We start from the raw sequence: 23,244 nt of genomic DNA on the forward strand, positions 1-23,244 counted from the left end.
CTCCAAAATGTCACCAAAAGGGCTTCTGCCCATTAATTTTCTAAAACTCCGCTCACTACGCGGTCCATACCCGCCGCATCGCACCATGAACGGATCTTTATAAAACCAGCTTCCTCAAGCAGTGTACTGACTGCGTCTTTCTGGTCATAACCAATCTCCAGATAGACCGCACCGCCAGGATTTAGATAATTCCGGCTTTCTGCTGCCAGTCTCCTGTAAAAGTAAAGCCCATCTTCTTTTCCATCCAGTGCCAGCACAGGCTCATGATCCCGCACCTCAGGCTGCAGATCTTTCATTACCTCAGTGGGAATATAGGGCGGATTGGACACAATCACATCGAACAACTCATCTTCCTTAAAAGCATTAAATAAATCGCTTAACAGAAATATAATTTTCTCTTTCCCTAAAATTGCTTCCCCATTCCTTTTCGCAACGTTTAAAGCTTCTTCGGAAATGTCAGCAGCCACAACCGATTCAAACCCGCCAAGCTTTGCAAGGCTTACGGCGATGCACCCGCTGCCGGTGCATAAATCCAGAATCCTGGGATTCCTGCCCTTATAATCCTTTAAAATCTGCTCCACCAGTGTCTCCGTATCCTGCCTGGGAATCAGAACATGTTCATTGACAAAAAAATCAAGACCCATAAATTCCCTGCTCCCGGTAATCTGCTGAAGGGGAATTCTCTCCGACCGCAGTCCAAGCATCCGGTAAAAATCACGTACAGATTCTCCGGATTCCTCTTTCGCACTCAGAATCCTGTTCCGTTCAATAAGAAAATGAGTCAGATCCGTATGGAATGCTTCAAGCAGCAGATATCTCGCATCAATCGCAGCTTCCTCTACCCCTGCCTTCATCAGTCTGTCTGTTCCTTCTTCCAATAACTGACTTAATGTTAAACTCATGATTTATTCTCCGGAAAATTCTTACCAAGAAATTCTCTCCAGTCAAATACTGCTTCCACAGAGGCAATCCCGACTTCAATCATGGAGTCATCGGGTTCACTGGTAGTCAGCCCCTGCATCCACATGCCCGGTCTGCTTAAAATATCCACCAGCTTTGAATCGCTCCGCCCTGCTAAACGCAGGAACTCATAGGATACCCCTGCAATCACCGGAATCAGAATAATACGGCTTATAATCCGCAGGGGCAGAGTCTTTACCTGAATCACCATAAAAAACAAAATGCTGATAATCATTACAATTAAAAGAAAACTGGTTCCACATCTCTTATGTTCCTTGGAACTGTTTCTTACATTCTCCACATTCAGTTCCAGCCCGTGCTCCAGGCAGTTAATGCATTTATGTTCGGCTCCGTGGTACATGAAGGTACGTCTGATGTCCTCCATGCGGGAAACCAGTTTAATATAAGTGATAAAAATACCGATACGGATTACACCTTCCAATATAGCCATCACAGTCTGTGACTGAATGAAACGGTGAAATATATTAGCCAGAAACAGAGGAAGCACCATGAATATGCAGATCGCCATGATTACGGAAAATACCATCACCATGCTCATCAGGGCTTTTTCCATCTTTTCACCAAAAATCCGTTCCAGCAGCTTCTCAAATCCGGAGGGTTCTAAATCCTCCTCATCATCCTCAAAAAAGCTGGCAGAAAAGGTGAGCGCCCTCATACCCAGTATCATAGAATCAGCAAAACTGAAAATACCTCTGAAAAACGGTAGAGAAAACAATTTTACTTTTTCCCCCATGCTGACATACGCATCTTTTTTCACTTCAATGGTTCCGTCCGGCTTGCGGACTGCTATGGCATACTCATCCCTGTTTTTCATCATAACGCCTTCAATCACGGCCTGACCGCCGATCCCTGAATACTTCATACGCCAACCACCTCTCTGTAAAAAAATAGATGTAACAAGATTCTAATCTCAAAAAAGGTTGAGCTAAAGTGTTTCCACTAAACTCAACCTTTTCTTTGCTCCAAACTTATTCAGCCTTAACGCCATATTTACGATTGAATTTATCAATACGTCCACGAGCGGAAGCAGCTTTCTGCTGACCGGTGTAGAATGAATGGCATTTAGAACAAACTTCTACGTGGATGTCTTCCTTTGTAGAACCAGTTACGAATTCATTACCGCAGTTGCAAACAACCTTTGCCTGGTAGTAATTTGGATGGATTCCCTCTTTCATGATTTTCACCTCGCATACTCTGATTTCTATTAAATCGCGGTTCGTAAACCGACTTTGTCTAATAAACAGCTTGTATAGTATAACATAGAAAAAAACTTAATGCAAGCATTTATTATATAAAAGATTACAGCCTTAGAAAAAGCGCATCTTCTTGGACATCTCCACAAATTCCCGGTTATTCTTGGTTTTTGAAAACAGGTCCAGAATTTTTTCTACTGCATCTTCAGGTTTTAATGTATTGGTAGCCTTACGCACAATGTCCACAGCCTCTGCTTCTTCTCTGGTAAGGAGCAGATCGTCTCTTCTGGTTCCTGACTTTAAAATATCAATAGCCGGGAAGATTCTCTTCTCTGAAAGCTTCCGGTCAAGCACCAGCTCCATGTTGCCCGTACCTTTAAATTCCTCATAAATAACATCGTCCATACGGCTTCCCGTATCAACAAGTGCTGTAGCAAGTACGGTAAGACTACCGCCTTCTCTCATGTTCCTTGCTGCACCGAAAAAGCGCTTGGGCATATGGAGAGCTGCAGGATCAAGACCGCCGGAAAGAGTTCTTCCGCTTGGTGCAACCGTTAAGTTGTAGGCTCTTGCAAGGCGGGTTATGCTGTCTAAAAGGATTACCACATCTCTTCCATGCTCTACAAGACGCTTGGCCCTCTCAATCACCATCTCCGATACCCGTTTGTGACGGTCCGGAAGTTCATCAAACGTGGAATAAAGAACCTCCACATTATTACCTACAATCGATTCCTTAATATCTGTAACCTCTTCCGGACGTTCATCAATGAGAAGTATCATCAGATGAATCTCAGGATGATTGAGTGTGATTGCCTTGGCCACCTGCTTTAATAACGTAGTTTTACCTGCCTTTGGCGGAGATACAATCATACCTCTCTGGCCTTTTCCAATGGGAGCTAACAAATCCACCACTCTCATGGCAGTGGTATTCTTTCCTCCGTCTGTCTCCATGTGAAGACGCTTGTCAGGAAAAACAGGAGTCATATTTTCAAAATTGGGCCGGCGCTCTGCCATATTGGTTGGATATCCGTTAATCTTCTTCACATATAAGAGTGCTGCAAACTTTTCTGCTGCAGTCTTTACTCTGCGGCTGCCATGAATAATGTCTCCGGTCTTCATGTTAAAACGACGGATCTGGGATGGCGCTACATAGACGTCATTCTCACCGGGAAGATAATTCTCACAACGGATGAAGCCAAATCCGTCAGGCATGACTTCCAGTATTCCATGGGCATCAATTCCGCTGTCAAGCTCCTGAAGTTCAGGGCTTGGCTGAAAATCCACCCTGGGATCTTCCGCACCATATTCCTGCCTTGGTTCCACCCTCACAGGGGTCTCCTGCTTTACCGGCGCTTCATTCCTGGTCATGCCTTCCGTTCTTGTGGAATTGTCATATCTGTTATTCCCCTCAGAAACTGCTCCCCCTGCCGGGCGGTATGTTCTCTGCTGTGTATCCTGACGGTAGGAACGGACAACCGTTTTCTTAATATTATTCTGAACCGGTGTGTTCTGCTGCTCTCCGGCGGACTGTACCTGGGGCTGGGGAGCTGGTACGGGCGGTTTGCCGGTTTCTTTCTCTGTCTGTCCGGTTACCGGCTCTCTGACCGGTTCCCTTTTTTCTGCCGAAACACTCCCGGCCGCAACTGCGAAATCAGAAGTCTCTCCTTCCTTTTCACAGAGTATATTTATAATATCGGGCTTTCTCATGGAACTGAAGCCCTTTATCCCCTGGGCTTTGGCAAGCTCCTTTAACTCCGCTAACGGCAATGTCTGTAATTTTTCACGCATATTAATCTCCTTCATGATTCCTTATACCAGTTGTTTCGTAATCTTGGGAATGATTTACGATAGAATATCGCAAACAGACGACCGGAATGCACTTCCGGTCCTAATCATGTTGAATCAGGTCGTACGATATGCCTATTATATACCTTAATATATAAAAAGAAAAGTTATTTTTTCAGAAAGCTCAAGTGTTCCCTGATTTTTTTCTCATATCCGTTTTCCGTCGGCCGGTAAAATTCCGTTCCATCCAGCCCATCCGGCAGATATTGCTGTTTCACATAATGATTTTCATAATCGTGGGCATAGAGATACCCCTGCCCATGTCCAAGCTTTGAGGAGCCTTTATAATGGGAATCCTGTAAATGAACCGGTATGGGCATGGTCTTTTTATTTTTTACCGCATCCTGTGCCTCGAATACTGCGATACAAGCCGCATTGCTTTTGGGGGCACATGCCACATAGGTAACTGCCTGGGATAAAATAATCTGGGCCTCGGGAAGTCCGATCCGCTCCACTGCCTGTGCCGCCGCTACTGCCACCACAAGCGCCTGTGGATCTGCATTCCCCACATCTTCTGACGCACAGATCATGATTCTTCTGGCTATAAATTTAATGTCCTCCCCTGCATAAAGCATCCTTGCCAGATAATAAACTGCTGCATCGGGGTCCGAACCTCTCATGCTTTTAATAAATGCAGATATGGTATCGTAGTGGTTATCACCATTTTTATCGTACCGGACTGCACGTTTCTGAATGCATTCCTGTGCCACTTCCATATCAATATGAATTTTCCCGTCATGAGGATCCCGTTCCGTTGTCATGACACCAAGCTCCACCGCATTCAATGCTGCTCTCGCATCGCCGTTTGCCACATCTGCCAGAAAATCTTCTGCCTCAGGATCAATGACTGCGTCATAGGCGCCCATTCCCTTCTCTTTATCGTAAACTGCCCGTCTGATCAGTTCCTTAATGTCTTCTTTCTCCAGTGTCTTAAGTTCAAATACCCTGGAACGGGAAAGAAGAGCACCATTCACCTCAAAATATGGGTTTTCCGTGGTAGCACCGATTAGAATTAATGTACCGTCTTCTACGAAAGGCAGAAGATAATCCTGCTGCCCCTTATTGAATCTGTGAATCTCATCTACAAAAAGAATGGTCTTCTTCCCGTACATCCCCAGAGAATCCTTAGCTTCTTTCACAATTTCTTCCATATCCTTTTTTCCAGCCACTGTTGCATTGAGCTGTTTAAAATCCGCACTGGTGGTATTGGCAATTACTCTGGCCAGAGTGGTTTTCCCGGTTCCAGGAGGTCCGTAGAATATGACTGAACCAAGTTTATCCGCTTTGATCGCGCGGTAAAGAAGCTTGTCCTTTCCGATAATATGCTGCTGGCCCACCACTTCATCCAGGGTGGACGGACGAAGCCTGGAAGCAAGAGGGGACTCTTTTTCCATCGTGTTTTCCCTCATATAATCAAATAAATCCATTTTCTTCTCCTCCATACGTTATCCCGTATCCAGTCAGATAAACAGGGCTTATTCTGATCTCTTTTTCTTTATTATGGACAGTGTCCGGTCATTTGTCAAGAACATTTGTTCTCCATGCATTTCTATGTATCATCACCTGCTTTTTCCCTAAAATCTGCTATGTAACCTATCATTATTGCCATTCATTTTATTTAACAGATATTATTGCACTTGATTTCATTTTAAACTGATACAGAACGTGTTATTCTCTAATTGTAGTAAAAAAATTTTTATAGGAGGGTATATGAGTACAAAAAACATGAAAACAACAAGTATTATGTCTGAAGAGGCAGGTCTAATGAATGAGACCGCCGCAGCAAAAGCCAGCAATCCTTCATCCATCCGGAATATCTCTTCTGCTGAACTGGTCAGGGAAATCCGTATCGGCTGGAATTTAGGAAATACCCTGGATGCAACGGGAGGCTCCGGTCTTTCTTCCGAAACATCCTGGGGGAATCCAAAAACGGATAAAGCCATGATTGATAAAATCAAGGCAGGCGGCTTTCATACCTTAAGAGTCCCAACTACCTGGGAAAAGCACCTTGGACCTGCACCGGATTACACCATTGATCCTGCGTGGCTTAACAGGGTTGTGGAGGTTGTAGATTATGGCATCAATAACAGGATGTTTGTTATTTTAAACCTTCATCATGAGGAATGGCATTTTCCTTCCTTCGCAAATGAAGCTGCTGCCACCAGAATCCTTACAAAAGTATGGACCCAGATCGCGGAAAGATTTAAAAATTATGATGAGCATCTGATCTTTGAAGGTCTGAATGAACCGCGGCAAAAGGGTACGGCGGACGAGTGGAACGGCGGTAACAGAGAAGGACAGGAGGTCGTGAACCGCTTCAATGCTGCTTTTGTAAAAACCATTCGCAGCTCCGGCGGGAACAACCCTTTAAGGCATTTAATGATACCGCCTTATGCTGCTACTTCTTCCTCAAACGCCTGGGATAACTTTGTTATACCAAAAGATAATAAGATCATTGTCTCTATACACGCTTACACTCCGTATGACTTTGCCCTGAATACTTCCGGAACTCCGGAGTGGCACCTTAATAACAGTGCAGATACCGGGGCCATAACCTATCTGATGGACAATATCCACCGCTATTTTATTTCCAAAGGTTATCCCGTCATAATTGGTGAATTCGGAGCAATGAATAAAAATAATCTGAAACAGCGTACCGACTGGGCAAATTTCTATGTAAAATCAGCAAAAGCGAAAGGGATTCCCTGCATCTGGTGGGATAATGGTGCCATAAGCGGTAATGGCGAACTCTTTGGTCTGCTTGACAGAATTAATTATACCTTTTATTATCCAGAACTTGTAAATGCAATGATGAAAGGGATTAAATAAATCAGTCTGGTCAAAGGATCCATTGCTGTGTAAAAGAGGATTCCTACCCTGATTTTAAATGTAAAAGGAAAGGTGCGGCTCAATAACTGTAATATAGTTATTGAGCCGCACCTCCGTCAAAAGCACTGGGATTATATGAACCGTCCTGGAAAATAACCAGCCTTTTTTACAATATCTCTTAGTTCACTTTCTGTTAATTTTTCTTTCATATGAATCACAACCTGCTTTTTTTCCAAATCTGCGGCTGCATAAATCCCGTTAAGGCTGTTGAATGCATTCTCCACCTTTTTTCTGCAGTTGGCACAGGTCATACCATCTACTTGAATAGTCGAGGTAAACGGGTAATGGGATTCATTGGTATCTGCAGCTTTTATTTTCTTAACTTCTTCACTGCCGCTTCCGCAGCAGCCCTGCTTTGCCCTTTTAATCGAACTTCTTAATCCAAAATAACAGATCACAATTAAAATCGTACAGATTACGGCTGTTGACATGTTAACTCCTCCTTTGTTATATAATGGACATTTCTGTTCTAAGATTATTATATAACCAAAATGCCATTGCGGAAGAGCTCTTAGTGATACTTTTTTTCAATTCCGCTAACAGAGCCTGAACCATTCATTCATTAATCAATTAATAATTCATCAGCTGTAACAAACGTATAACCCTGTCTGGTTAATACATCAATTGCCTCCAGCGCAGCTTCTACCGATGTAGGGAAAACATCGTGAAGAAGTATGATATCCCCGGGTTCCACATGTTTCACTATGTGACGGACGATTTTTTTTGTGTTCTGGGTCTTCCAGTCCAGTGTATCCACATTGCATAAAGTTGGAAAATGCGTCATCCTTTCCGTTGTTCCGTAACAGTATAACACTAGATTTTGTTAAATTTGTTTTAAAATTATGTTAATTTTTTGACATTTTTTTATCGACATTTTTTGTCGTATTTTGTCGACAAAAGATTTTTGATTTATCAAAAATTTTATTTACATTTTTGTGTAATTATAATAAAATTTATTCATAATCAGATTTTTCATTGTTATATTTTACCCCACAATACGAAAAGGAGAAAAATATGAATAACAACAAATTACAAAAAGCGACAACAATTAAAAGAAAGATACGGTCTATGATCATGGTAACGGTTTCTGCATCACTTATCTTTGTAGGTTTTTTAACATGTTTTCTCAACTTTTCGTCAACAATCTATATCTTGAAAAATAATTTAAAAACGACTGCCACAGTGGCTGCAGGTCAGGTAGAATATCGTCTGAAATCCACGTTAAATATTGTAGAAACATTAGGCACAGTAAAAGAGTTTTCAGTAGATACAATACCAATTACTGAAAAGTTGGAAATATTAGAACAATACAAAAAATCGTATAACTGGAGCCAGGTCTATTTATTTAATAAAGATGGTGTTAGTCTTGCAAATTCAGAGTTAAACGTTTATGACAGACAATACTTTATAACCGCTCTGGCTGGTAAATCAAATATCAGCGATCCGATTTACAGCAGAGACTCCGGAGAATATGTGTGTGCCGTTGCGGCTCCGATCTGGAAAGACGGTATCCGGAATTCAGAAGTCATTGGTGCAGTTATGGCCTGTATGGATGTAAGTTCTCTCAACACTCTGGTTTCTTCCATAAATGTCAGTAAGAATGGATATGCCTACATCACTGACAGCAAGGGAACGATGATTGCACATCCAAACTATGAATTAATTAAAAACCTGACTAATTACATAGAAGAAGCAAAAAAAGATCCCCAGTATGCATCTTTGGCAGCAGTGCTGAAAGAAATGATTTCCGGAAAAAATGGTTTTGGATCTTACAAATACCAAGGCCAGAATAAATATCTTGCTTATGCCCCAATAGAAGAAACAAACGGCTGGAGTATTGCAATCAGTGCCCCGGTTAATGATTTTTTAAGTGGTACGGTCCAGAGTATCGCCATGACCATTGCAGTGATTGTACTGACTCTTATCATAAGTTTTCTATCCGCTGCTAAATTAGCAAATGCCATTGGAAAACCGATTCACATATGTACAACCCGGCTTCAGAAGCTGGCAGAAGGGGATTTCCACAGTATCGTTGCAGATATTAAGACCAATGATGAGACAATGTTGTTGACTCAGTCAGCAAAGACGTTAACAAGTTCACTTCAATCTATCATTGAAGATGTAAAATATCTTCTTGGCGAAATGGCAAGAGGAAACTTCTCAGCAAGGCCTCAGATACCCGAAAGCGCCTATGTGGGTGATATGCATGAAATTTATAAATCCATCAGTTATATGAGCAATAATATAACTGATACTTTACATCAGATTGATATTGCTTCCAGTCAGGTAACCTCAGGCGCAGAACAACTGGCGGCAGGTGCAACCGGACTGGCTCAGGGCGCTACCGAGCAGGCCTCTTCCATAGAGGAACTGGCAGCATCATTCGATGAAATTTCTTCTCGGACAAAACTAAATACCTCCAATGCAACAGCTTCAGAAAAGTACATGTCAGAACTGGGTGAAAAAATTAAATTCAGCAACGATCAGATGAATAGCCTGATTTCTGCAATGAACGAAATAAATACTACCTCTGCCGAGATAGGAAAAATTATAAAAGTAATAGAAGAAATTGCTTTCCAGACAAATATTCTGGCCCTGAATGCTGCGGTAGAAGCAGCACGCGCGGGAAGCGTAGGTAAGGGTTTTGCCGTTGTTGCTGATGAGGTAAGAAGTCTGGCAGCCAAATCCAGTCAGGCCGCCAGCAGTACAACTGCACTGATAGAAAGATCCATTCTTGCGGTAGAAGAAGGGTCACGTATGGTTGATGAAACAGGTCTATCATTGAAGGAAGTTGTGGAAAAAACCGAAATCGCAGTAAGAAGTATGAGAGAAATAATTTCGGCTACAGAACAGGAAAATGATGCAATCAACCAAATGCTCATTGGTGTCGATCAGATTTCCAAGGTTGTGCAATCCAATTCTGCTGCTGCAGAAGAAAGTGCTTCTACAGCAGAAGAATTATCTGCACAGGCTGTGTCATTAAAATCACTGGTCGGATCATTTAAATTTTAGATATGAATCCCATTGGATATGTGAGCAGCTGCAGTTACTCTTTTATCAGTGAGATGCATTACTTCTTCTGAAATTTCACTGATGATGTGAGTGTCCGAATCAATTATTTTTCTTTTTGCTTAACCAATTCTTTTGCCTCTTTACCACTTATGTGTTCAATACTAAGTTCTATCATGCAGACAGCGCTTAAACCTTTATCAATTGCCTGAGACCGCTGGCCTTCTTCTATATCAGGAGAGTATCTTGCTGTTAAGATTTCAAGAGCTCTCCTTTTTTCCTTTTCCTCCATAAGACGGGCTCTGCCAAATACAATGACACTGCGAAAATATGTGGTATATTCATCCTGTACAACCTGATCCTGATCAATAACGCAAAATGAAACTTTTTCATTTCTGGCAATTCCATCTAACTTTTGACCTGTTTTTGCACCATGAAAATAAATCTTATTATCATGGTATACATAACTTAAGGGGACAGCATATGGATAATCATCATCACCAGATACTGCCAGCACTCCTGATGTTCCCCGCTCCAGAATCTGAATGCTTTCTTCTGCTGACAGTACCTGATTTTTACGCCGCATTTCTCTAAACATATGGAACTCCTTTCACAAAGACAGTGAAATGTCTGTTTCTAAGCTATATAAGGGCTGCTGTAATAATTGACATTTTATAAACTTCATCTGCATTACAGCCTCTGGAAAGATCATTAATCGGCGCATTTAATCCCTGCAGGATTGGTCCGAAGGCTTCAAATCCTCCTAAACGCTGTGCAATTTTATAACCGATATTACCGGCGTTGATATCAGGAAAAATAAATACGTTAGCCTTTCCCGCAACTGCTGATTCCGGAGCTTTCGTTTTTGCCACAACTGGAGAGAATGCCGCATCAAACTGCAATTCTCCGTCTGCCGGAAAATCCAGATTCATGGCTTTTAATTTCTCAGCTGCCATTCTCACCTTATCAACAGACTCTCCCTTTCCCGAACCCAGTGTACTATAGGATAGTAACGCAACCCTGGGATCGATGGAAAACCGTTTGGCTGTCCGGGCTGTTTCACATGCGATTTCCGCCAGTTCCTCGTCATTGGGATCAAGGTTTATCGCACAGTCACCCATGGCATACATCTCATTCCCACCTTCTGTTTTCCTGGTAAGGATAAAACAGCTGGATACAATTTTGCTGCCGGGTCTTGTCTTAATCAGCTGGAGGGCAGGCCTCACAGTGTCTGCAGTGGAATAAGTTGCTCCTCCCAAAAGACAGTCTGCCTTACCCATCTGAACCAGCATGGTTCCAAAATAGTTGGACTTTTTCAGAGCCTCGCGGCAGGCTGCTTCGTCCATTTTACCTTTTCTTAATTCCGTCATTTTTAACACCATTTCATCAAGACCATCATAATTCAGAGGATCGATCATCTCAATTTCATCAACAGGCCAGTTACACGCTCTGGCTGCAGCGTTGATCTCAGCCGGATTCCCCAGCAAAAAGGGAGTCAGAATTCCTTCGCGTTGCAGGCGGCTGGCTGCTTCTAATATTCTTGGATCAGTCCCTTCAGTAAAAACGATTCGCCTTTTTTGCAATTTCAGTGCAGCAATCATCGGTTCAAACATGTTCAATTCCTCCGTAGCTTTTTTACTATGCAGTTTTTCCATTTTCATATTTTTATATTACTTTACCAATTACAAATATTATAGCTTAAGTAATGGAATATAACAACCAAGCCAGTGTCTTTAAATCAAAACAACCCGGACTGTAAAATAACAATCCGGGCTATTCCCAAAGCATACGTATTCAAACAATAATTGATAATGAAAACGGTCTATACATCTGCAAGCTTAAACTTACCCACTTCACTATATAACAGGGCTGCCTGACCGGACAGTTCTTCACTGGAAGCAGCACTTTCTTCCGCAGTAGCGGCATTCGTTTGTACAACAGAGGATATCTGCTCAATTCCCTGGTTAATCTGGGAAATGGAAACAGCCTGTTCAGAGGAAGCCTCTTTAATCTTAAGAATAATCTCATTAATCTGAGATGCCTTTGAGGAAACCCGTTCCAGCGCTTCTGCCGTATCTTCTGCCAGTTTAGATCCGTCTGAAACTGCTTTAATGGAATCTTCAATGAGGGAAGAAGTCTGCTGCGCTGCGCTGGCAGATTTTGTTGCCAGATTCCGGACCTCATCTGCAACTACCGCAAAGCCTTTTCCCGCCGAGCCTGCTCTGGCTGCCTCAACAGCCGCATTCAATGCAAGAATATTGGTCTGGAATGCGATATCATTAATTACTGCAATGATCTTATTGATCTGACCGGAGGAACTGCCGATTTCTTCCATGGAAGCCAGCATCTGCTTCATGGAGGCATTGCTCTCTTTAATATCCATGACTGTCTCTCCGATATAATCAGCAGCTTCTGTCACACTGGCTGCATTCTTATGTACCAGCTGAGACACATCTGCAATGGAAGCAGACAACTCTTCCACAGAGCTCGCCTGCTCTGTTGTGCTCTGGGCCAGGGACTGTGCGGTATCGGAAATCTGCCGGGAACTGGAATCTATATGTCTGGAAGTATCCGCAATTGTCGTCAGTGTCTTATTCAGAGAAGAGGAAATACGAAGCAGGGAACTCTTAATAGAAGAAAACCTGCCAGAGTATTCCTGACTTAATGTAATTCTCATATCTCCCCCAGCCATAATATCCAGTACCTCAGTGATCTCATTGATATACGAATTATATTCATTCAACTGCCGAAGCGTCTGCCCGGTTGCATCACAAAGCTGCCCCAGTTCATCTCTGGTGATTTTTTTCTCATCTATTTCAAGAGATAATTCTCCCTGGGCAATCCGTTTGCTGATTCCGGTAATATACTGGATATTAATTTTTAAATATCGGACAGTCTGAATCGAGAACAGAGCGATTAAAAAAATCACAGCAGCTATTGTTGCAACTGATGTCCGGATACTTTGGGTTACACTGTTTTCAATTTCAGCAGAGCGGGTTTTGGCATAATCTTCAAGCAGTTCTGTCATCAGATTAATATCTTCTCTTGCTTTGTCAAAGCCGGACTGTGATAACTCCATATCCCCCGTACCATTTTTAATGTCATATGCATTCAGCCATGTCTGAAAGTCTGCCTGAAAAGCTGTATATAACTGTTCTAAGGTCAATTTGGCAGTGGAATGCTGATAGTTTCTGTAAAGAGCTTCATTTGATTTAACATTGTCAAGTGCGGTTGTAACCCGGTCCTGAACCTGTTTGACATTTTCATCGTAGTCTGCTATCAGTTTATTTATGTCTTCATCTGTCAATTTATCCTTATCCAGATAAATCTCTTTCTGCACAATAGCCGCCTGATAAAAATCCCGGTCTGCATTCAGGATTTTATCCGTACTGACAAAGACCTCATCGTATAAAGCTGTCTTTGAATCTTCCATAATCTGGTTCGACCGATAAATAAAAAACACCAGCAAAAATATGAGTGCGAAAACCGCAGGAAAAATAATAAGCCATAATTTGTTTGCCACTTTTAAGTTTTTTATGATGTTCATAGCCTTTACCTCCGCTCGTTTAGTCAGCTGGTATTTCTTCAGCTCTTATGGATAATATCGACAAAAGCGGAGGATAATTAAGCGTATATTCTATAATATTTTCTTTATTGTTTGACTATTAATTAACAATTACTATATATTCTATTAATAATACGGTTATCAACAATTGTAACATACATATATTTTATAGTATCAATACGGTTACAACAGTCTCTGAAACTCACAATTTCATTACAGGACATTGCATTTTCTGCTGATAAATTCTTTGAAATCACTAAAATCACCTATGGTAAATCCGTTCGGATCAATAATGATTCCACTGTTTTTAGTAAACATCAGGACAAACGAATTTCTCAGTTCATAAGTTTTTAAAATCTGAGAATATTCGATTGTCAGGAAAAATGTCCCCTGGGAAATAGAGATTTTCTCACCAAACTGAATAATTGCCTCATTCTTTTTCCCGTTATTCAGTTTCCTGTCATATTCCTGCATCTGTCTTATGGTCATTGGGGGGGTAATCAGAATCGTGAAAATAAGGATAAATAGACAAACTCCGAAAACCGCAGTCAGAATGTAATCCTGCCCGATCAGCGTTATTCCAGTCATAATAAGCGCAATGGGAGCAACTACAGCTCCCATTATATAAATTCTTTTACACAATATCTTATGTACATACTCTGATATCATTAATTTGTCAGAGTAGTATCTGTTTTCAAACTGTATATTCATTCCACGCCTTTCTTTTATCTGTGAATTTATCGTTTTATCCCATCTATACGATTTAATGCTTCTTTTATATCTTTATTAACCAATGGCTGCATACTGTCCTTAAACATTTGGGTATTTGCATTACGTAAAGCCATGCTGATATCATTTGCCAGTTCAGGTTTATATTGAGCTACCAGCGGCAACACTTTTATGCACTGTCTTGCCGTAATTGGCTTCTCATCTTCCACGTGCTTAAGAAGCTGATCAATGATTCCATCAATTTTATTTTCCCTGTCCCATTTTGCATTTGCTGCAATTAATATAATTCCTCTGGTTCTGAAATATGAATTAGGATGATCTGATAGTTCAGCAAAAAGATCAAAATATGGGTAAACTTTATCTGAAATTAAACTTTCAGACTCCAGTTTTTTCAAACACTGATATGCATATTTATCGTTTTTATCTTTTAATCCACACACAAGTTCCAGAATTTGATCCATATTGTTTATACTCCTCTCTACTGTAAAAAGCCAGAAATACTTAGTTCTTTTTCTGCCTCCAGCTTTGCAGCTCAATAATATTGCCTTCCGGATCCCTGGCATAGACAAAAACAGCTTCCGTATCATTGGGATATTCGGCTGTTACCAATTCTCCGACCTGGCTTCCTCCGGCATGTATCATTAATCCCAGGGTTGTCTCCACATCGTCAACTTCAAATGCAATATGGGCAAAACCAGGGCGATTTACTTCTCCCCTTACGTTCTCTCTGACTGCATCATAGGAAAATATTTCCAAGGTGGGATGATCATCACCGTAACCTGGAAGTAATAAGTGTTCTCCTGTGATATGGGCATTATTTAAACCTGTCAGCCTGTCCAGCCACTGTCCTTTTAAATCCCGTTTCTCCCCTATACTTTTGCAGTGAAACACTTCTTTGTAAAAGGCAATCAGTTTATCCGGGTCTTTCGCAATAATATTAGTATGTACGTATCGAAACATTTTTCTATTTCCTTTCATATGTGATATCGGACAAATACTCATCAACCAGTTCAAAGATCCAGTCTTTAATATTGGTAAAAGTAAAACCGCATTGTTTCGCCCGGTCTGTATTAATGCTGTATTCAGGTTCGTTATTGTATGGACCATTCTCTCCATCTGGCGCAAGGATTGCTTTGTTCCCCGTCCGCTGCTCCAAATAATTAAGAATTTCCCGTATTGATATCGTTCCATCAGAAGCGCCGTTAATTGGTCCGGTATAATTACTGTCTGCCAGAAATGCCATTAATTTTCCGGCTTCGTCAGATCTTATAAAACTCATCTGGTAATCCGGGTTATCAAGATTCATAGGCAGACCATTTTTTACATGCTCAACATAAAACAATAGTCTTTTTGTGTAATCATCTTTTCCCAATACAAATGGATATCGGACTGAAACGATTTTTCTGTCCGGGTATCTCTGCCATAACGCGCGTTCTGCCTGTCTTTTTATTTCATCATATGGAAAATCCATTCTTGAACACCAGACCAGTTCTTTCTCCTTAGGATTAAAGTCCTCTTCCACGGTATTCCAGTGCTTGGGATCATAAACAGTGGTACTGGACATCTGAATATACTTATCACAATCAAGAACATCAAATATCTGTTTCACATCGTTAGAGCAATATGCCAGCTTATCAATCACCACATCATAATGTGTTCCGGCAAGACTTTGTTTCAGACTCTCCTGATTGTTCCGGTCCAGAATGATTCTCTTGACACTGCTGCCAAACTTATCAGACGTGATTCCTCTTGTTGCAATGGAGACATCATGTCCATTTTTTATTAATTCATTTACTGTATGGATACCAAAAAATCTTGTACCACCAAACATCAAAATTTTCATATAATTCACTTTTTCTTTTTAATCTATAAATTCCAGCGTTTTCTTACCAGTATCCAGCCTGGCCCGAATTCCAATTGGCAGTATCCCATGGTTTCTGCCATGTCCAAAGTCATCACAGGACATGACCGGTATTCCATTTTTCTTACCAAAGCGTATCAGAACATCGGTCAATTCCTGATTAATGCTTTCAGAGTAATGTCCAAAGAGCAGGCCTTTTACATGCTCAATGATTTCATGCTGCTCAATCTGCGCTAAATGAGCACTGATCTCTGACGGCTCATTGAAGGCTTCATAATTTTCCAGAAATAATATATAATCTTTTCTTTTGTCAAAAGAAAAGTACTTATTTCCGATTAAATAAGCAAAGCGTGTTGTATAGCCTCCAATAAGAGTCCCCTCACATGCCCCTTCATTTATAGCTTTCCACTTACTGTTTTTCTCAAATACTGACGGAGTTTCACCTGTAAAATGTGCCTGAAACTGTTTAAGATTGTAATTATTCAAATCCTTAAATACACCTGGAAACTGTCCATAATAAACCGTCAGGCCGGTCTGGGCATAAACCGTATTTAAGATTGTTGTACCATTGCTGTAGCTGCAAATAATCTTTGGGTTGTCTTTTATCGCCTGAAAATTGATAGCCGGAAGGAATTCATTCCCCACATTGCCTCCGCCAAACAAAATCATTTTAACTTCGGGATCTAAAATCATATTGTTAAAATCATCTGCTCTTTCCTGTTCACTTGCCGCATAGCCATATGTATTTTTATATAAATTACTTCCTTCTTTTACCTGATATCCAAGTTTTTTGATTCCTGCAAGAAATGGAGCATAACGTTCCTGGTCTGCCGTATGGCAGGGAGAAATAATTCCTATGGTATCTCCTATTTTTAGTCTGGATGGATTCATTTCATATGTCCTTTATAAAATGGAATTATACTTATTTATAATTGTCAGAACCTGGACTTTTCATAGTTATAGGGTATACTGGTACCCACAACCACATCCTCAATCTTATCAATAATCAGCCAGTCATCCATATTCCCCTGATGATCAAAGGGCAGCGTTGGTTCAATTTGCTGAACTCCGCCAAATTCAACCAGACACAAACATTTTTTATGCCAGCGCTCTTTCTGTTTGTCCGTCAGATTAAGTTTATCCTGATTCTCATTCAAAACTTTTGATATTTCCTCATCTGCCAGTTTTACATGATTCTGGACAGACTTTACAACGGCATACGCAGAGATTTCACCGGTTCCTTTCTCCATAAAATAAACGGTTTCACCTTCAAATACTCTGCTATGAGGGATTTTACGTCCAGCTGCCCCTCTTACCACCATCATCTTCGTACCGGAGATTATTTTGTCTAAGTCACGTTCTCCCTTTTTACCTTGATTGTCGCAGTATACCAAATGTACCATTGGATCTTCCCCCTTTTATTATGGATAAACAAGCCTGCAGTTTTCCAGCTCATCCGTATCTTTTTCAGAGATATATAGTTCAGCTGACAAAGAAAGGTCATTTCCCATAAAGGATTCTTCCCTAAACAGCTTCACAATAGCTGGATAAGCGCTGATCGCATCCTCTGTCTGGAGCCAAAGTGCCAGAGCATTTTCCTCCAGATAATCATACCCATTGTCCTGAACCATTCCGTCAGTTATTTCCTCTATACGTTCTGGAATATAGTAACGTAAGTCCAAATCAGCATTTTCAAGTTTCTCCGGAGATAACCGGATAATAATTGTTTGCATGCCATACCTTCCTTTTCTATTTTTACTTCCAGCTATGCTCCTGTATCCTGGTGTACGGGTAATATAATCTCCATTCCAGCCCCTCTGTGATCATTTGGCCGGATATGAAATCCCTGTTTCTGATAAAAGCCTTCTTTCCCTATGGCGGCAAAGAGTCCCAATGTAATATTTGTATCTGGAATTCCCTGCTCCCTTACATAAGAAACAAGCCTTTCTATCATATATTTTCCAATACCTTTACCCTGGTATTCCGGTAATACAACCAGATCCTGGATATAGCAGATATAACACCCATCTCCCACAAGTCTGCCCATAGCCACAACCTGTTCCTGATATTTGACTGCTATTGTAAATAATGAGTTCTTTAATGCAGTCTCTATCTGCTGCTCTGGTAACTCGCTCCAGCCTGCAGATGTTCTAAGTTTTTGATAATCTTTTACAGTCAAAACATTTTCCTGCATCTCAAATTCCATAGATCGCTCCTTACCTGAAATCTTTCGTCATTTTATCACATAATAATCTCATGCCATTCTCTTCCACTTCGAAAATTGTAGAACCATGGCTTATGTAAAATTTAATTGCCCGTTCATTGGAAGACAAAACTTCCAGTATACAGCACTCACATTTCTGCCGTACCATTTCAGCCTCCATTAATTAACTTACATCGTTATCCATAAATACCTTTGAACCGGTAGCCCCTTTCTGCCCCTGATATTTTCCCCGGTATGGATTCAAAGCATTCTCATCCATCTTGGCAAAAACAAGCTGTCCCACCCTGCGTCCAGACTGCAGCTCAATCGCGCAGCGGTTGGCATTAAACAACTCAAGGGTTATTTCTCCCTCAAACCCCGGATCAACCCAACCAGCATTCTGGATAAAAAGCCCCATCCTGCCCAGAGAACTTCTTCCTTCAACAAATGCGGTAAGATCATCTGGCATTGCAAAATACTCCAGCGTGGTTGCAAGTACAAACTGACCGGGAAGGAGAATATATTTATCCGTCACAATTGTCTTGTATTTAATCTCGTTTTGCATTGTGATAATTCCGTCTGAAGTATCTTCCACTACGCTAAATGTGTTTCCAAGGCGAATATCCACACTTGCGGGCTGAATCTGTCCCTCTTCCAGGGGTTCTATAAACAGAGTTTTTTCTTTTAGCATTTTAATAATTGTTTTGTCAGATAGAATCATATCGGCAGCCATCCTTTTTGTCGTTTAATTATTTTGTGGTTTCATACTAAACTTTTATAGATTTAAATCATATTGTCCACATATCCATTTCGTTTTGAATACCATCTGCTACCAGAATTTCTTACCAGTTTGTTTATAATCTCTGCCAGGACGGAAATCAGCCAAGAATAGCATTTATTATAGACGCGATGTGTATTTGCATTGTATCCAGGCACGGGACAGAACTCACTTCATCATTTAAAATCAAAGGCAGTTCTGTACAACCCAAAATTACAGCCTGAATATTATTTTCATCTTTCATCTGCATAATGATTTTTTGAAAGCTCTTTCGTGTTTCTTCTTTCACTATGCCAAGTTCCAACTCCTTTGTAATTTTTTCGTTAATAAATTCCATTGATAAACTTGATGGAACCACAATCTCTATATTCTTCTCATAGAAAGGTTTTTTATAAAAATCTCCCGTCATTGTAAAAATGGTTCCAAGTAGACCTATTTTTTTAAAACCTCTATGTTCAGCCTCTCGACAGGTCGCCTCAATAATACTGATTAGAGGTATTGATGTTTGTTCTTTAAGCCTGTCGAATACGATATGCGGTGTATTTGCTGATAAAGCAGCTATTTCTGCTCCGCTACGTTCCAAATTGTTGATTGCTTCCAGAAGATAATTGGTCAATTCTTCGTGCCTATTTTCTCTGCATAATTTCAAAACTTTAAAAACATTAACACTTTCAATTGTTAATTGAGGATAATAGTCTTTACCCACTCTTTGTTTAATACCATAAACAATATCGCGGTAATAGGGAATGGTAGACTCCGGTCCCATGCCACCTATCAAACCTAATTTTTTCACAATATTCCTCCTACCATCTGAATTAATCCATATTATTTATTTAAAAATTCAACCCTAACTTATATGCAGTATTAAGATGCTCTGCCATCCGTTCCTTTCGTTGCTCCTCATCCCAATGGGTGGTGCCATCAAATATAATCATTTCTTTTTCAATGGCTCTGTCTCTGATCCTGTCACCCAGCATAACAATTCTCATCGCACTAGATTCGCCTGTTTCTTCAAGAGATTCCATTGTTTTTCCTGCAGAAACGATAAATAATGCCTTCTTAAGTATCTTCATTTTGGGATTCGGATTATATGCAAAACCGCTCGTCCATATCCGGTCAAACCAGCCTACTAATTTTGCAGGAGCCTCCGTCCAAAAAACAGGGTATATAAATACAATAGCATCAGATTCCTGAATTTTACGCTGTTCTTCAATAACATCGTCCGCCACCGGAATTTCCGTTTTATAATAAGCTTCTCTCTCATATTCGTTTTCTGATATCACCTCATTAAAATTCATCTCATATAAATCAGAGACAATAAATTCATGATTTGAGTCATTTAGTCCCTTTAAAAACTCCTGCTTAATATCATGCGTAAAGCTTTTCTTACTTGGATGGCAGTACACGACAAACACTCTCACAGTATTGTCCTCCGCTCTATTTAAGATATTTCACACCAGCGTGTTCTTCCTATTATTTCTTTCTATGAGCTGTAATTATTGTAAAACTATATGCGTTAATAGTTAAAATGCATCCGGCAGCATTCACATACCAATTCTTTCCTTTTCTGCTTATACTGTCTGCATTTTCAACTCTGTTTTTACTCCATGCAATTAAATCAGGCGTATCCAGACTCAAATTCTTCCTGATCCTCTGCTCACCTAATTCTGTTGTGTGTATTTTATCAATATTTTTTATTAAATCAGTTTCTACAAAGTCAATTTTCATAAATGCAAATCCATTAGAATTTCATCATAATATTTACCATCTATTTTAAAGAAGTTTTTATGCCTGCCGATTTCATTGAATCCCATTTTTTTATATAGTTTTACTGCTGTTAAATTATCTTCTTTCACGCCTAAATGCAGTATTTCTGTCTGACCATTTCCCTTAGCAAACGAAATCATTGTCTGCATCAGGTGTGTTCCTATACCTAAACCCCAATATTTCTTTTTCACTGAAACGGCGAGATCCGCCTGATGAGATATTCTTTTTCTTGGTGAGGTCATTATACTGCCTGTACACACTATTTTATTTTCAATTTTCCCTGTAAACAAAGCCGAAACAGTAGAATCCAGCAGGTTTTCTATGAAATTTTCTTCTGCTTCTACCGACATTTGAAAACCATTTGCTCCAAACAATAAATTATCACTCTCTCCACCCACAATATTAAGAAATTCAACTATTTCAGCTGCATCTGCTTTAACAGCCTTATCAATTTTTAATAACATATTATTTTTCAGCTGCATTACTTTCCCCCTTTAGAATCTGCCGTATCTGTTCTTTATTAACACCCACATTTTCAACTGCATCTAGTTTCAAATCCCCCATTCTATATGCAGGGACAGCCCAGACGCCAGAATGTTCAAATGCAAGTTTATTGGATTCCGCGAGTTTTTTAAGATAAGTCCCCTGTCGAATCGATTGTTTAAAGTCATTCGCATCAACCATATCACTGACATAATCACCAAGAGCATCAATATCCTCAATATTAACATGATCTTTAAAGGCAGCCTGGTACATACGGTCATGGTAATCCATATGATTAACTCCATGATCAAGAGCGTAAAAATATCCCTGAATACACAAATCACTATGAGGTCCATACCGGTCTGGTCTGGGATGAGATTCGCAGGGATGCCATACTATTGGCACATCCGGATATTCCGTCATAAGCTCCTTTAAATAGTTATGTGCCCTCAGACAAAACGGACAGATATAATCAAAAAAGACATGTAATTCATTTTTCATTGTCAGTCACCTCCCTAATTTCTAATAATCATGTAAATGAAACCGATAGATACACTTTTCCGTTTCTCCAGCTTTTCTCATTTCATTATCAACTGGTATCTGTACAATTTTTTCTAATGTTCCTCCTGCATACTCACAGGTCTTCCTTGAAGCGTGGCTATCGGGATTGCAGGTGATTATAAGGTAATCCATCTTATGTTTTTTAGCCAGCTGAAACAGTAACAGGCAGGCTTTCCCTGCATAATGAGATCCACGATATTGTTCCTCTATGCGGTATCCAATGTTGCCGCCATAATACACATTAGTGTTATGTCCGATTCTTAAATCACAACCACCAACTTCTTCCCCCTGCTTATCATATATTGCAAAATGATATGCAGGAAGCCATTGCTTATGTATGTTGCCTACAGTTGTTTTTACTAACTTGAGAGATATTTCGTTATTTTTTAAAAAGTCTGTATTCATAAACATCATCTGCTTCTCCGAACCTCTATTTTTTCAATTCCCATAAATTTTTCATCATCAAATGTAAACTTTACAATCCATGGCATTAATAACGGTACATCAGAATGATTTGAATAATCTGGTTCAGCGTGCCGAATAAAATATATTGTTGTCATACAACTGTCTCCTGATTTCCTACCTATTCATTTCATCAATAAAACTATTCTCTCTTGCCGTAACCTGCACCCAGGCAGGTCGAAACCCACTTTTTATGGCATTCCGTGCAGACTTCACATTTGACCATGCACAGCAATAAAATGGAACAATCCCTCTATCCAATATTTCTATCGCAAGCCTGCTTGTAAGACTGGAAGCAATTCCCAGCCTTCTATATTCCGGCAGTACATCAATACCGATCTGCCACATGGTATCACAATCAGCAGACCCTCCTGCAAGTCCAATCAGTTTTCCAGCATCAAATGCACCTACTGCAAGGCAGTCTAACTCTTTTCGTTTTTCACATAGTGCATTGCTCCATTCCGGCAGATAATATTCTGAAAAATGCTCCGGCTCCAGAACTCTTATTTCAAACTGGCAGGAAAGCGGCTTTAACGCTTCCAAATCCGGCAAAAAATACTCACCCATAAAACAGACATTCAGATTAAACGGCTTTAGTCTTTCTATCAATATATGTAGATTTGGTGTCTCAAAACAATGAGCAACCGGATACTTTTCTATATATTCCTCTACTATATCTTTTAATTCTCCCGAAACAGATGCAACAATGTTGTTGCCATAGGATGTTAAATCGCAGAAAAAGGGGAGTTCTAAATATTTTCTGGCTTTGGGATTTTTTACAGATAGTACGACCTTATTCTCATTGCTTCTAAAATTCTCCATACAGCAATTACTGTCTATTGCTGATTGCTGCATCGCTCTCTCAATGATTTCTTTATTATTCATAATACCCCCTACACTCCTTTCTTACAAGCCATT

The 23,244-nt window shown here is 40.3% G+C and carries 29 protein-coding genes and 1 pseudogene; 2 read left to right on the top strand and 28 right to left on the bottom strand.

Features of this window, described 5'->3' with window-relative positions; genetic code table 11:
* Nucleotides 1-32 precede the first annotated feature (32 nt).
* From prmC to DS742_RS10535, 5 genes are all read right to left on the bottom strand, one after another.
* Nucleotides 33-902 (bottom strand): peptide chain release factor N(5)-glutamine methyltransferase, encoded by an 870-nt coding sequence (gene prmC, locus DS742_RS10515; RefSeq protein WP_117416956.1) that lies wholly within the window; start codon nucleotides 900-902, stop codon nucleotides 33-35.
* Nucleotides 899-1,843 (bottom strand): DUF1385 domain-containing protein, encoded by a 945-nt coding sequence (locus DS742_RS10520; protein WP_117416957.1) that lies wholly within the window; start codon nucleotides 1,841-1,843, stop codon nucleotides 899-901. The genes prmC and DS742_RS10520 overlap by 4 nt, the downstream gene beginning before the upstream one ends.
* A 106-nt stretch (nucleotides 1,844-1,949) precedes the next feature.
* On the bottom strand, nucleotides 1,950-2,156 hold the full coding sequence (gene rpmE / locus DS742_RS10525) for a 50S ribosomal protein L31 (RefSeq protein WP_104439128.1): 207 nt from the start codon (nucleotides 2,154-2,156) through the stop codon (nucleotides 1,950-1,952).
* 132 nt (nucleotides 2,157-2,288) lie between these two features.
* Nucleotides 2,289-3,962: a transcription termination factor Rho gene (gene rho / locus DS742_RS10530; protein ID WP_117416958.1), complete on the bottom strand. Its 1,674-nt coding sequence runs from the start codon at nucleotides 3,960-3,962 to the stop codon at nucleotides 2,289-2,291.
* Between the two features lie 164 nt (nucleotides 3,963-4,126).
* On the bottom strand, nucleotides 4,127-5,446 hold the full coding sequence (locus tag DS742_RS10535; protein WP_117416959.1) for a replication-associated recombination protein A: 1,320 nt from the start codon (nucleotides 5,444-5,446) through the stop codon (nucleotides 4,127-4,129).
* A gap of 283 nt (nucleotides 5,447-5,729) precedes the next feature.
* On the opposite strand from DS742_RS10535, the gene DS742_RS10540 reads away from it, so the two are divergent.
* Nucleotides 5,730-6,848 (top strand): glycoside hydrolase family 5 protein, encoded by a 1,119-nt coding sequence (locus tag DS742_RS10540; RefSeq protein WP_117416960.1) that lies wholly within the window; start codon nucleotides 5,730-5,732, stop codon nucleotides 6,846-6,848.
* 131 nt (nucleotides 6,849-6,979) lie between these two features.
* Here DS742_RS10540 and DS742_RS10545 read toward each other — a convergent pair whose 3' ends face one another.
* Entirely contained in the window at nucleotides 6,980-7,339 is a 360-nt protein-coding gene (locus DS742_RS10545) for a heavy-metal-associated domain-containing protein (RefSeq protein WP_117416961.1), read from the bottom strand.
* 131 nt (nucleotides 7,340-7,470) lie between these two features.
* Nucleotides 7,471-7,674, bottom strand: a pseudogene (locus DS742_RS10550) (polysaccharide deacetylase family protein); the annotation flags it as partial.
* A gap of 248 nt (nucleotides 7,675-7,922) precedes the next feature.
* Between DS742_RS10550 and DS742_RS10555 the strand changes: the two are divergent.
* Complete coding sequence (locus DS742_RS10555; RefSeq protein WP_117416962.1) at nucleotides 7,923-9,920, top strand: methyl-accepting chemotaxis protein; 1,998 nt, start codon at nucleotides 7,923-7,925, stop codon at nucleotides 9,918-9,920.
* Nucleotides 9,921-10,023: 103 nt separating this feature from the next.
* Here the strand turns inward: DS742_RS10555 and DS742_RS10560 are convergent, their stop codons facing one another.
* The 21 genes from DS742_RS10560 to DS742_RS10650 form a co-directional block, all read right to left on the bottom strand.
* The gene (locus DS742_RS10560; RefSeq protein ID WP_117416963.1) at nucleotides 10,024-10,515 is read right to left on the bottom strand and encodes a pyridoxamine 5'-phosphate oxidase family protein; all 492 of its coding nucleotides are present in this window, start codon (nucleotides 10,513-10,515) and stop codon (nucleotides 10,024-10,026) included.
* A gap of 43 nt (nucleotides 10,516-10,558) precedes the next feature.
* Nucleotides 10,559-11,530 (bottom strand): phosphate acetyltransferase, encoded by a 972-nt coding sequence (pta, locus tag DS742_RS10565; protein ID WP_117416964.1) that lies wholly within the window; start codon nucleotides 11,528-11,530, stop codon nucleotides 10,559-10,561.
* A 209-nt stretch (nucleotides 11,531-11,739) separates the two neighbouring features.
* Nucleotides 11,740-13,464, bottom strand: a complete 1,725-nt coding sequence (locus DS742_RS10570; RefSeq protein WP_117416965.1) for a methyl-accepting chemotaxis protein — start codon at nucleotides 13,462-13,464, stop codon at nucleotides 11,740-11,742.
* Nucleotides 13,465-13,695: 231 nt separating this feature from the next.
* Entirely contained in the window at nucleotides 13,696-14,193 is a 498-nt protein-coding gene (locus DS742_RS10575) for a YcxB family protein (RefSeq protein WP_117416966.1), read from the bottom strand.
* Between the two features lie 26 nt (nucleotides 14,194-14,219).
* Nucleotides 14,220-14,672: a SufBD protein gene (locus tag DS742_RS10580; protein ID WP_117416967.1), complete on the bottom strand. Its 453-nt coding sequence runs from the start codon at nucleotides 14,670-14,672 to the stop codon at nucleotides 14,220-14,222.
* Nucleotides 14,673-14,712: 40 nt separating this feature from the next.
* Nucleotides 14,713-15,171 carry a VOC family protein gene (locus DS742_RS10585; protein WP_117416968.1) on the bottom strand — a complete coding sequence of 153 codons (459 nt, stop codon included), beginning with the start codon at nucleotides 15,169-15,171 and terminating at the stop codon, nucleotides 14,713-14,715.
* 4 nt (nucleotides 15,172-15,175) lie between these two features.
* A complete protein-coding gene (locus DS742_RS10590; protein ID WP_117416969.1) occupies nucleotides 15,176-16,054 on the bottom strand; it encodes an NAD-dependent epimerase/dehydratase family protein in 879 nt (292 codons plus the stop codon).
* 18 nt (nucleotides 16,055-16,072) lie between these two features.
* Nucleotides 16,073-16,963 (bottom strand): S66 peptidase family protein, encoded by an 891-nt coding sequence (locus tag DS742_RS10595; protein ID WP_117416970.1) that lies wholly within the window; start codon nucleotides 16,961-16,963, stop codon nucleotides 16,073-16,075.
* 44 nt (nucleotides 16,964-17,007) lie between these two features.
* Nucleotides 17,008-17,475, bottom strand: coding sequence for a hypothetical protein (locus tag DS742_RS10600; RefSeq protein ID WP_117416971.1), 468 nt, complete (start codon nucleotides 17,473-17,475; stop codon nucleotides 17,008-17,010).
* A gap of 18 nt (nucleotides 17,476-17,493) precedes the next feature.
* Entirely contained in the window at nucleotides 17,494-17,805 is a 312-nt protein-coding gene (locus DS742_RS10605) for a hypothetical protein (RefSeq protein ID WP_117416972.1), read from the bottom strand.
* A gap of 32 nt (nucleotides 17,806-17,837) precedes the next feature.
* Nucleotides 17,838-18,278, bottom strand: a complete 441-nt coding sequence (locus DS742_RS10610; protein WP_117416973.1) for a GNAT family N-acetyltransferase — start codon at nucleotides 18,276-18,278, stop codon at nucleotides 17,838-17,840.
* Between the two features lie 10 nt (nucleotides 18,279-18,288).
* Nucleotides 18,289-18,444, bottom strand: coding sequence for an N-acetyltransferase (locus DS742_RS28795; protein ID WP_170313423.1), 156 nt, complete (start codon nucleotides 18,442-18,444; stop codon nucleotides 18,289-18,291).
* Nucleotides 18,445-18,459: 15 nt separating this feature from the next.
* On the bottom strand, nucleotides 18,460-18,996 hold the full coding sequence (gene dcd / locus DS742_RS10615) for a dCTP deaminase (protein WP_117416974.1): 537 nt from the start codon (nucleotides 18,994-18,996) through the stop codon (nucleotides 18,460-18,462).
* Between the two features lie 157 nt (nucleotides 18,997-19,153).
* A complete protein-coding gene (locus tag DS742_RS10620) occupies nucleotides 19,154-19,846 on the bottom strand; it encodes an aspartate/glutamate racemase family protein (protein ID WP_117416975.1) in 693 nt (230 codons plus the stop codon).
* 40 nt (nucleotides 19,847-19,886) lie between these two features.
* A complete protein-coding gene (locus tag DS742_RS10625; protein WP_117416976.1) occupies nucleotides 19,887-20,474 on the bottom strand; it encodes an NAD(P)H-dependent oxidoreductase in 588 nt (195 codons plus the stop codon).
* Nucleotides 20,475-20,526: 52 nt separating this feature from the next.
* Nucleotides 20,527-20,781: a DUF3781 domain-containing protein gene (locus DS742_RS10630; protein WP_117416977.1), complete on the bottom strand. Its 255-nt coding sequence runs from the start codon at nucleotides 20,779-20,781 to the stop codon at nucleotides 20,527-20,529.
* On the bottom strand, nucleotides 20,778-21,302 hold the full coding sequence (locus tag DS742_RS10635; RefSeq protein WP_117416978.1) for a GNAT family N-acetyltransferase: 525 nt from the start codon (nucleotides 21,300-21,302) through the stop codon (nucleotides 20,778-20,780). The genes DS742_RS10630 and DS742_RS10635 overlap by 4 nt, the downstream gene beginning before the upstream one ends.
* Complete coding sequence (locus DS742_RS10640) at nucleotides 21,286-21,804, bottom strand: DsbA family oxidoreductase (RefSeq protein ID WP_117416979.1); 519 nt, start codon at nucleotides 21,802-21,804, stop codon at nucleotides 21,286-21,288. The genes DS742_RS10635 and DS742_RS10640 overlap by 17 nt, the downstream gene beginning before the upstream one ends.
* A 21-nt stretch (nucleotides 21,805-21,825) precedes the next feature.
* Nucleotides 21,826-22,278, bottom strand: coding sequence for a GNAT family N-acetyltransferase (locus DS742_RS10645; protein ID WP_117416980.1), 453 nt, complete (start codon nucleotides 22,276-22,278; stop codon nucleotides 21,826-21,828).
* Nucleotides 22,275-22,424: a hypothetical protein gene (locus tag DS742_RS28800; RefSeq protein WP_170313424.1), complete on the bottom strand. Its 150-nt coding sequence runs from the start codon at nucleotides 22,422-22,424 to the stop codon at nucleotides 22,275-22,277. The genes DS742_RS10645 and DS742_RS28800 overlap by 4 nt, the downstream gene beginning before the upstream one ends.
* 19 nt (nucleotides 22,425-22,443) lie before the next feature.
* The gene (locus tag DS742_RS10650; protein ID WP_117416981.1) at nucleotides 22,444-23,211 is read right to left on the bottom strand and encodes a GNAT family N-acetyltransferase; all 768 of its coding nucleotides are present in this window, start codon (nucleotides 23,209-23,211) and stop codon (nucleotides 22,444-22,446) included.
* Between the last annotated feature and the right edge of the window lie 33 nt (nucleotides 23,212-23,244).

The sequence above is a fragment of the Lacrimispora amygdalina genome, assembly GCF_003432035.1.
Taxonomy (GTDB): domain Bacteria; phylum Bacillota; class Clostridia; order Lachnospirales; family Lachnospiraceae; genus Lacrimispora; species Lacrimispora amygdalina.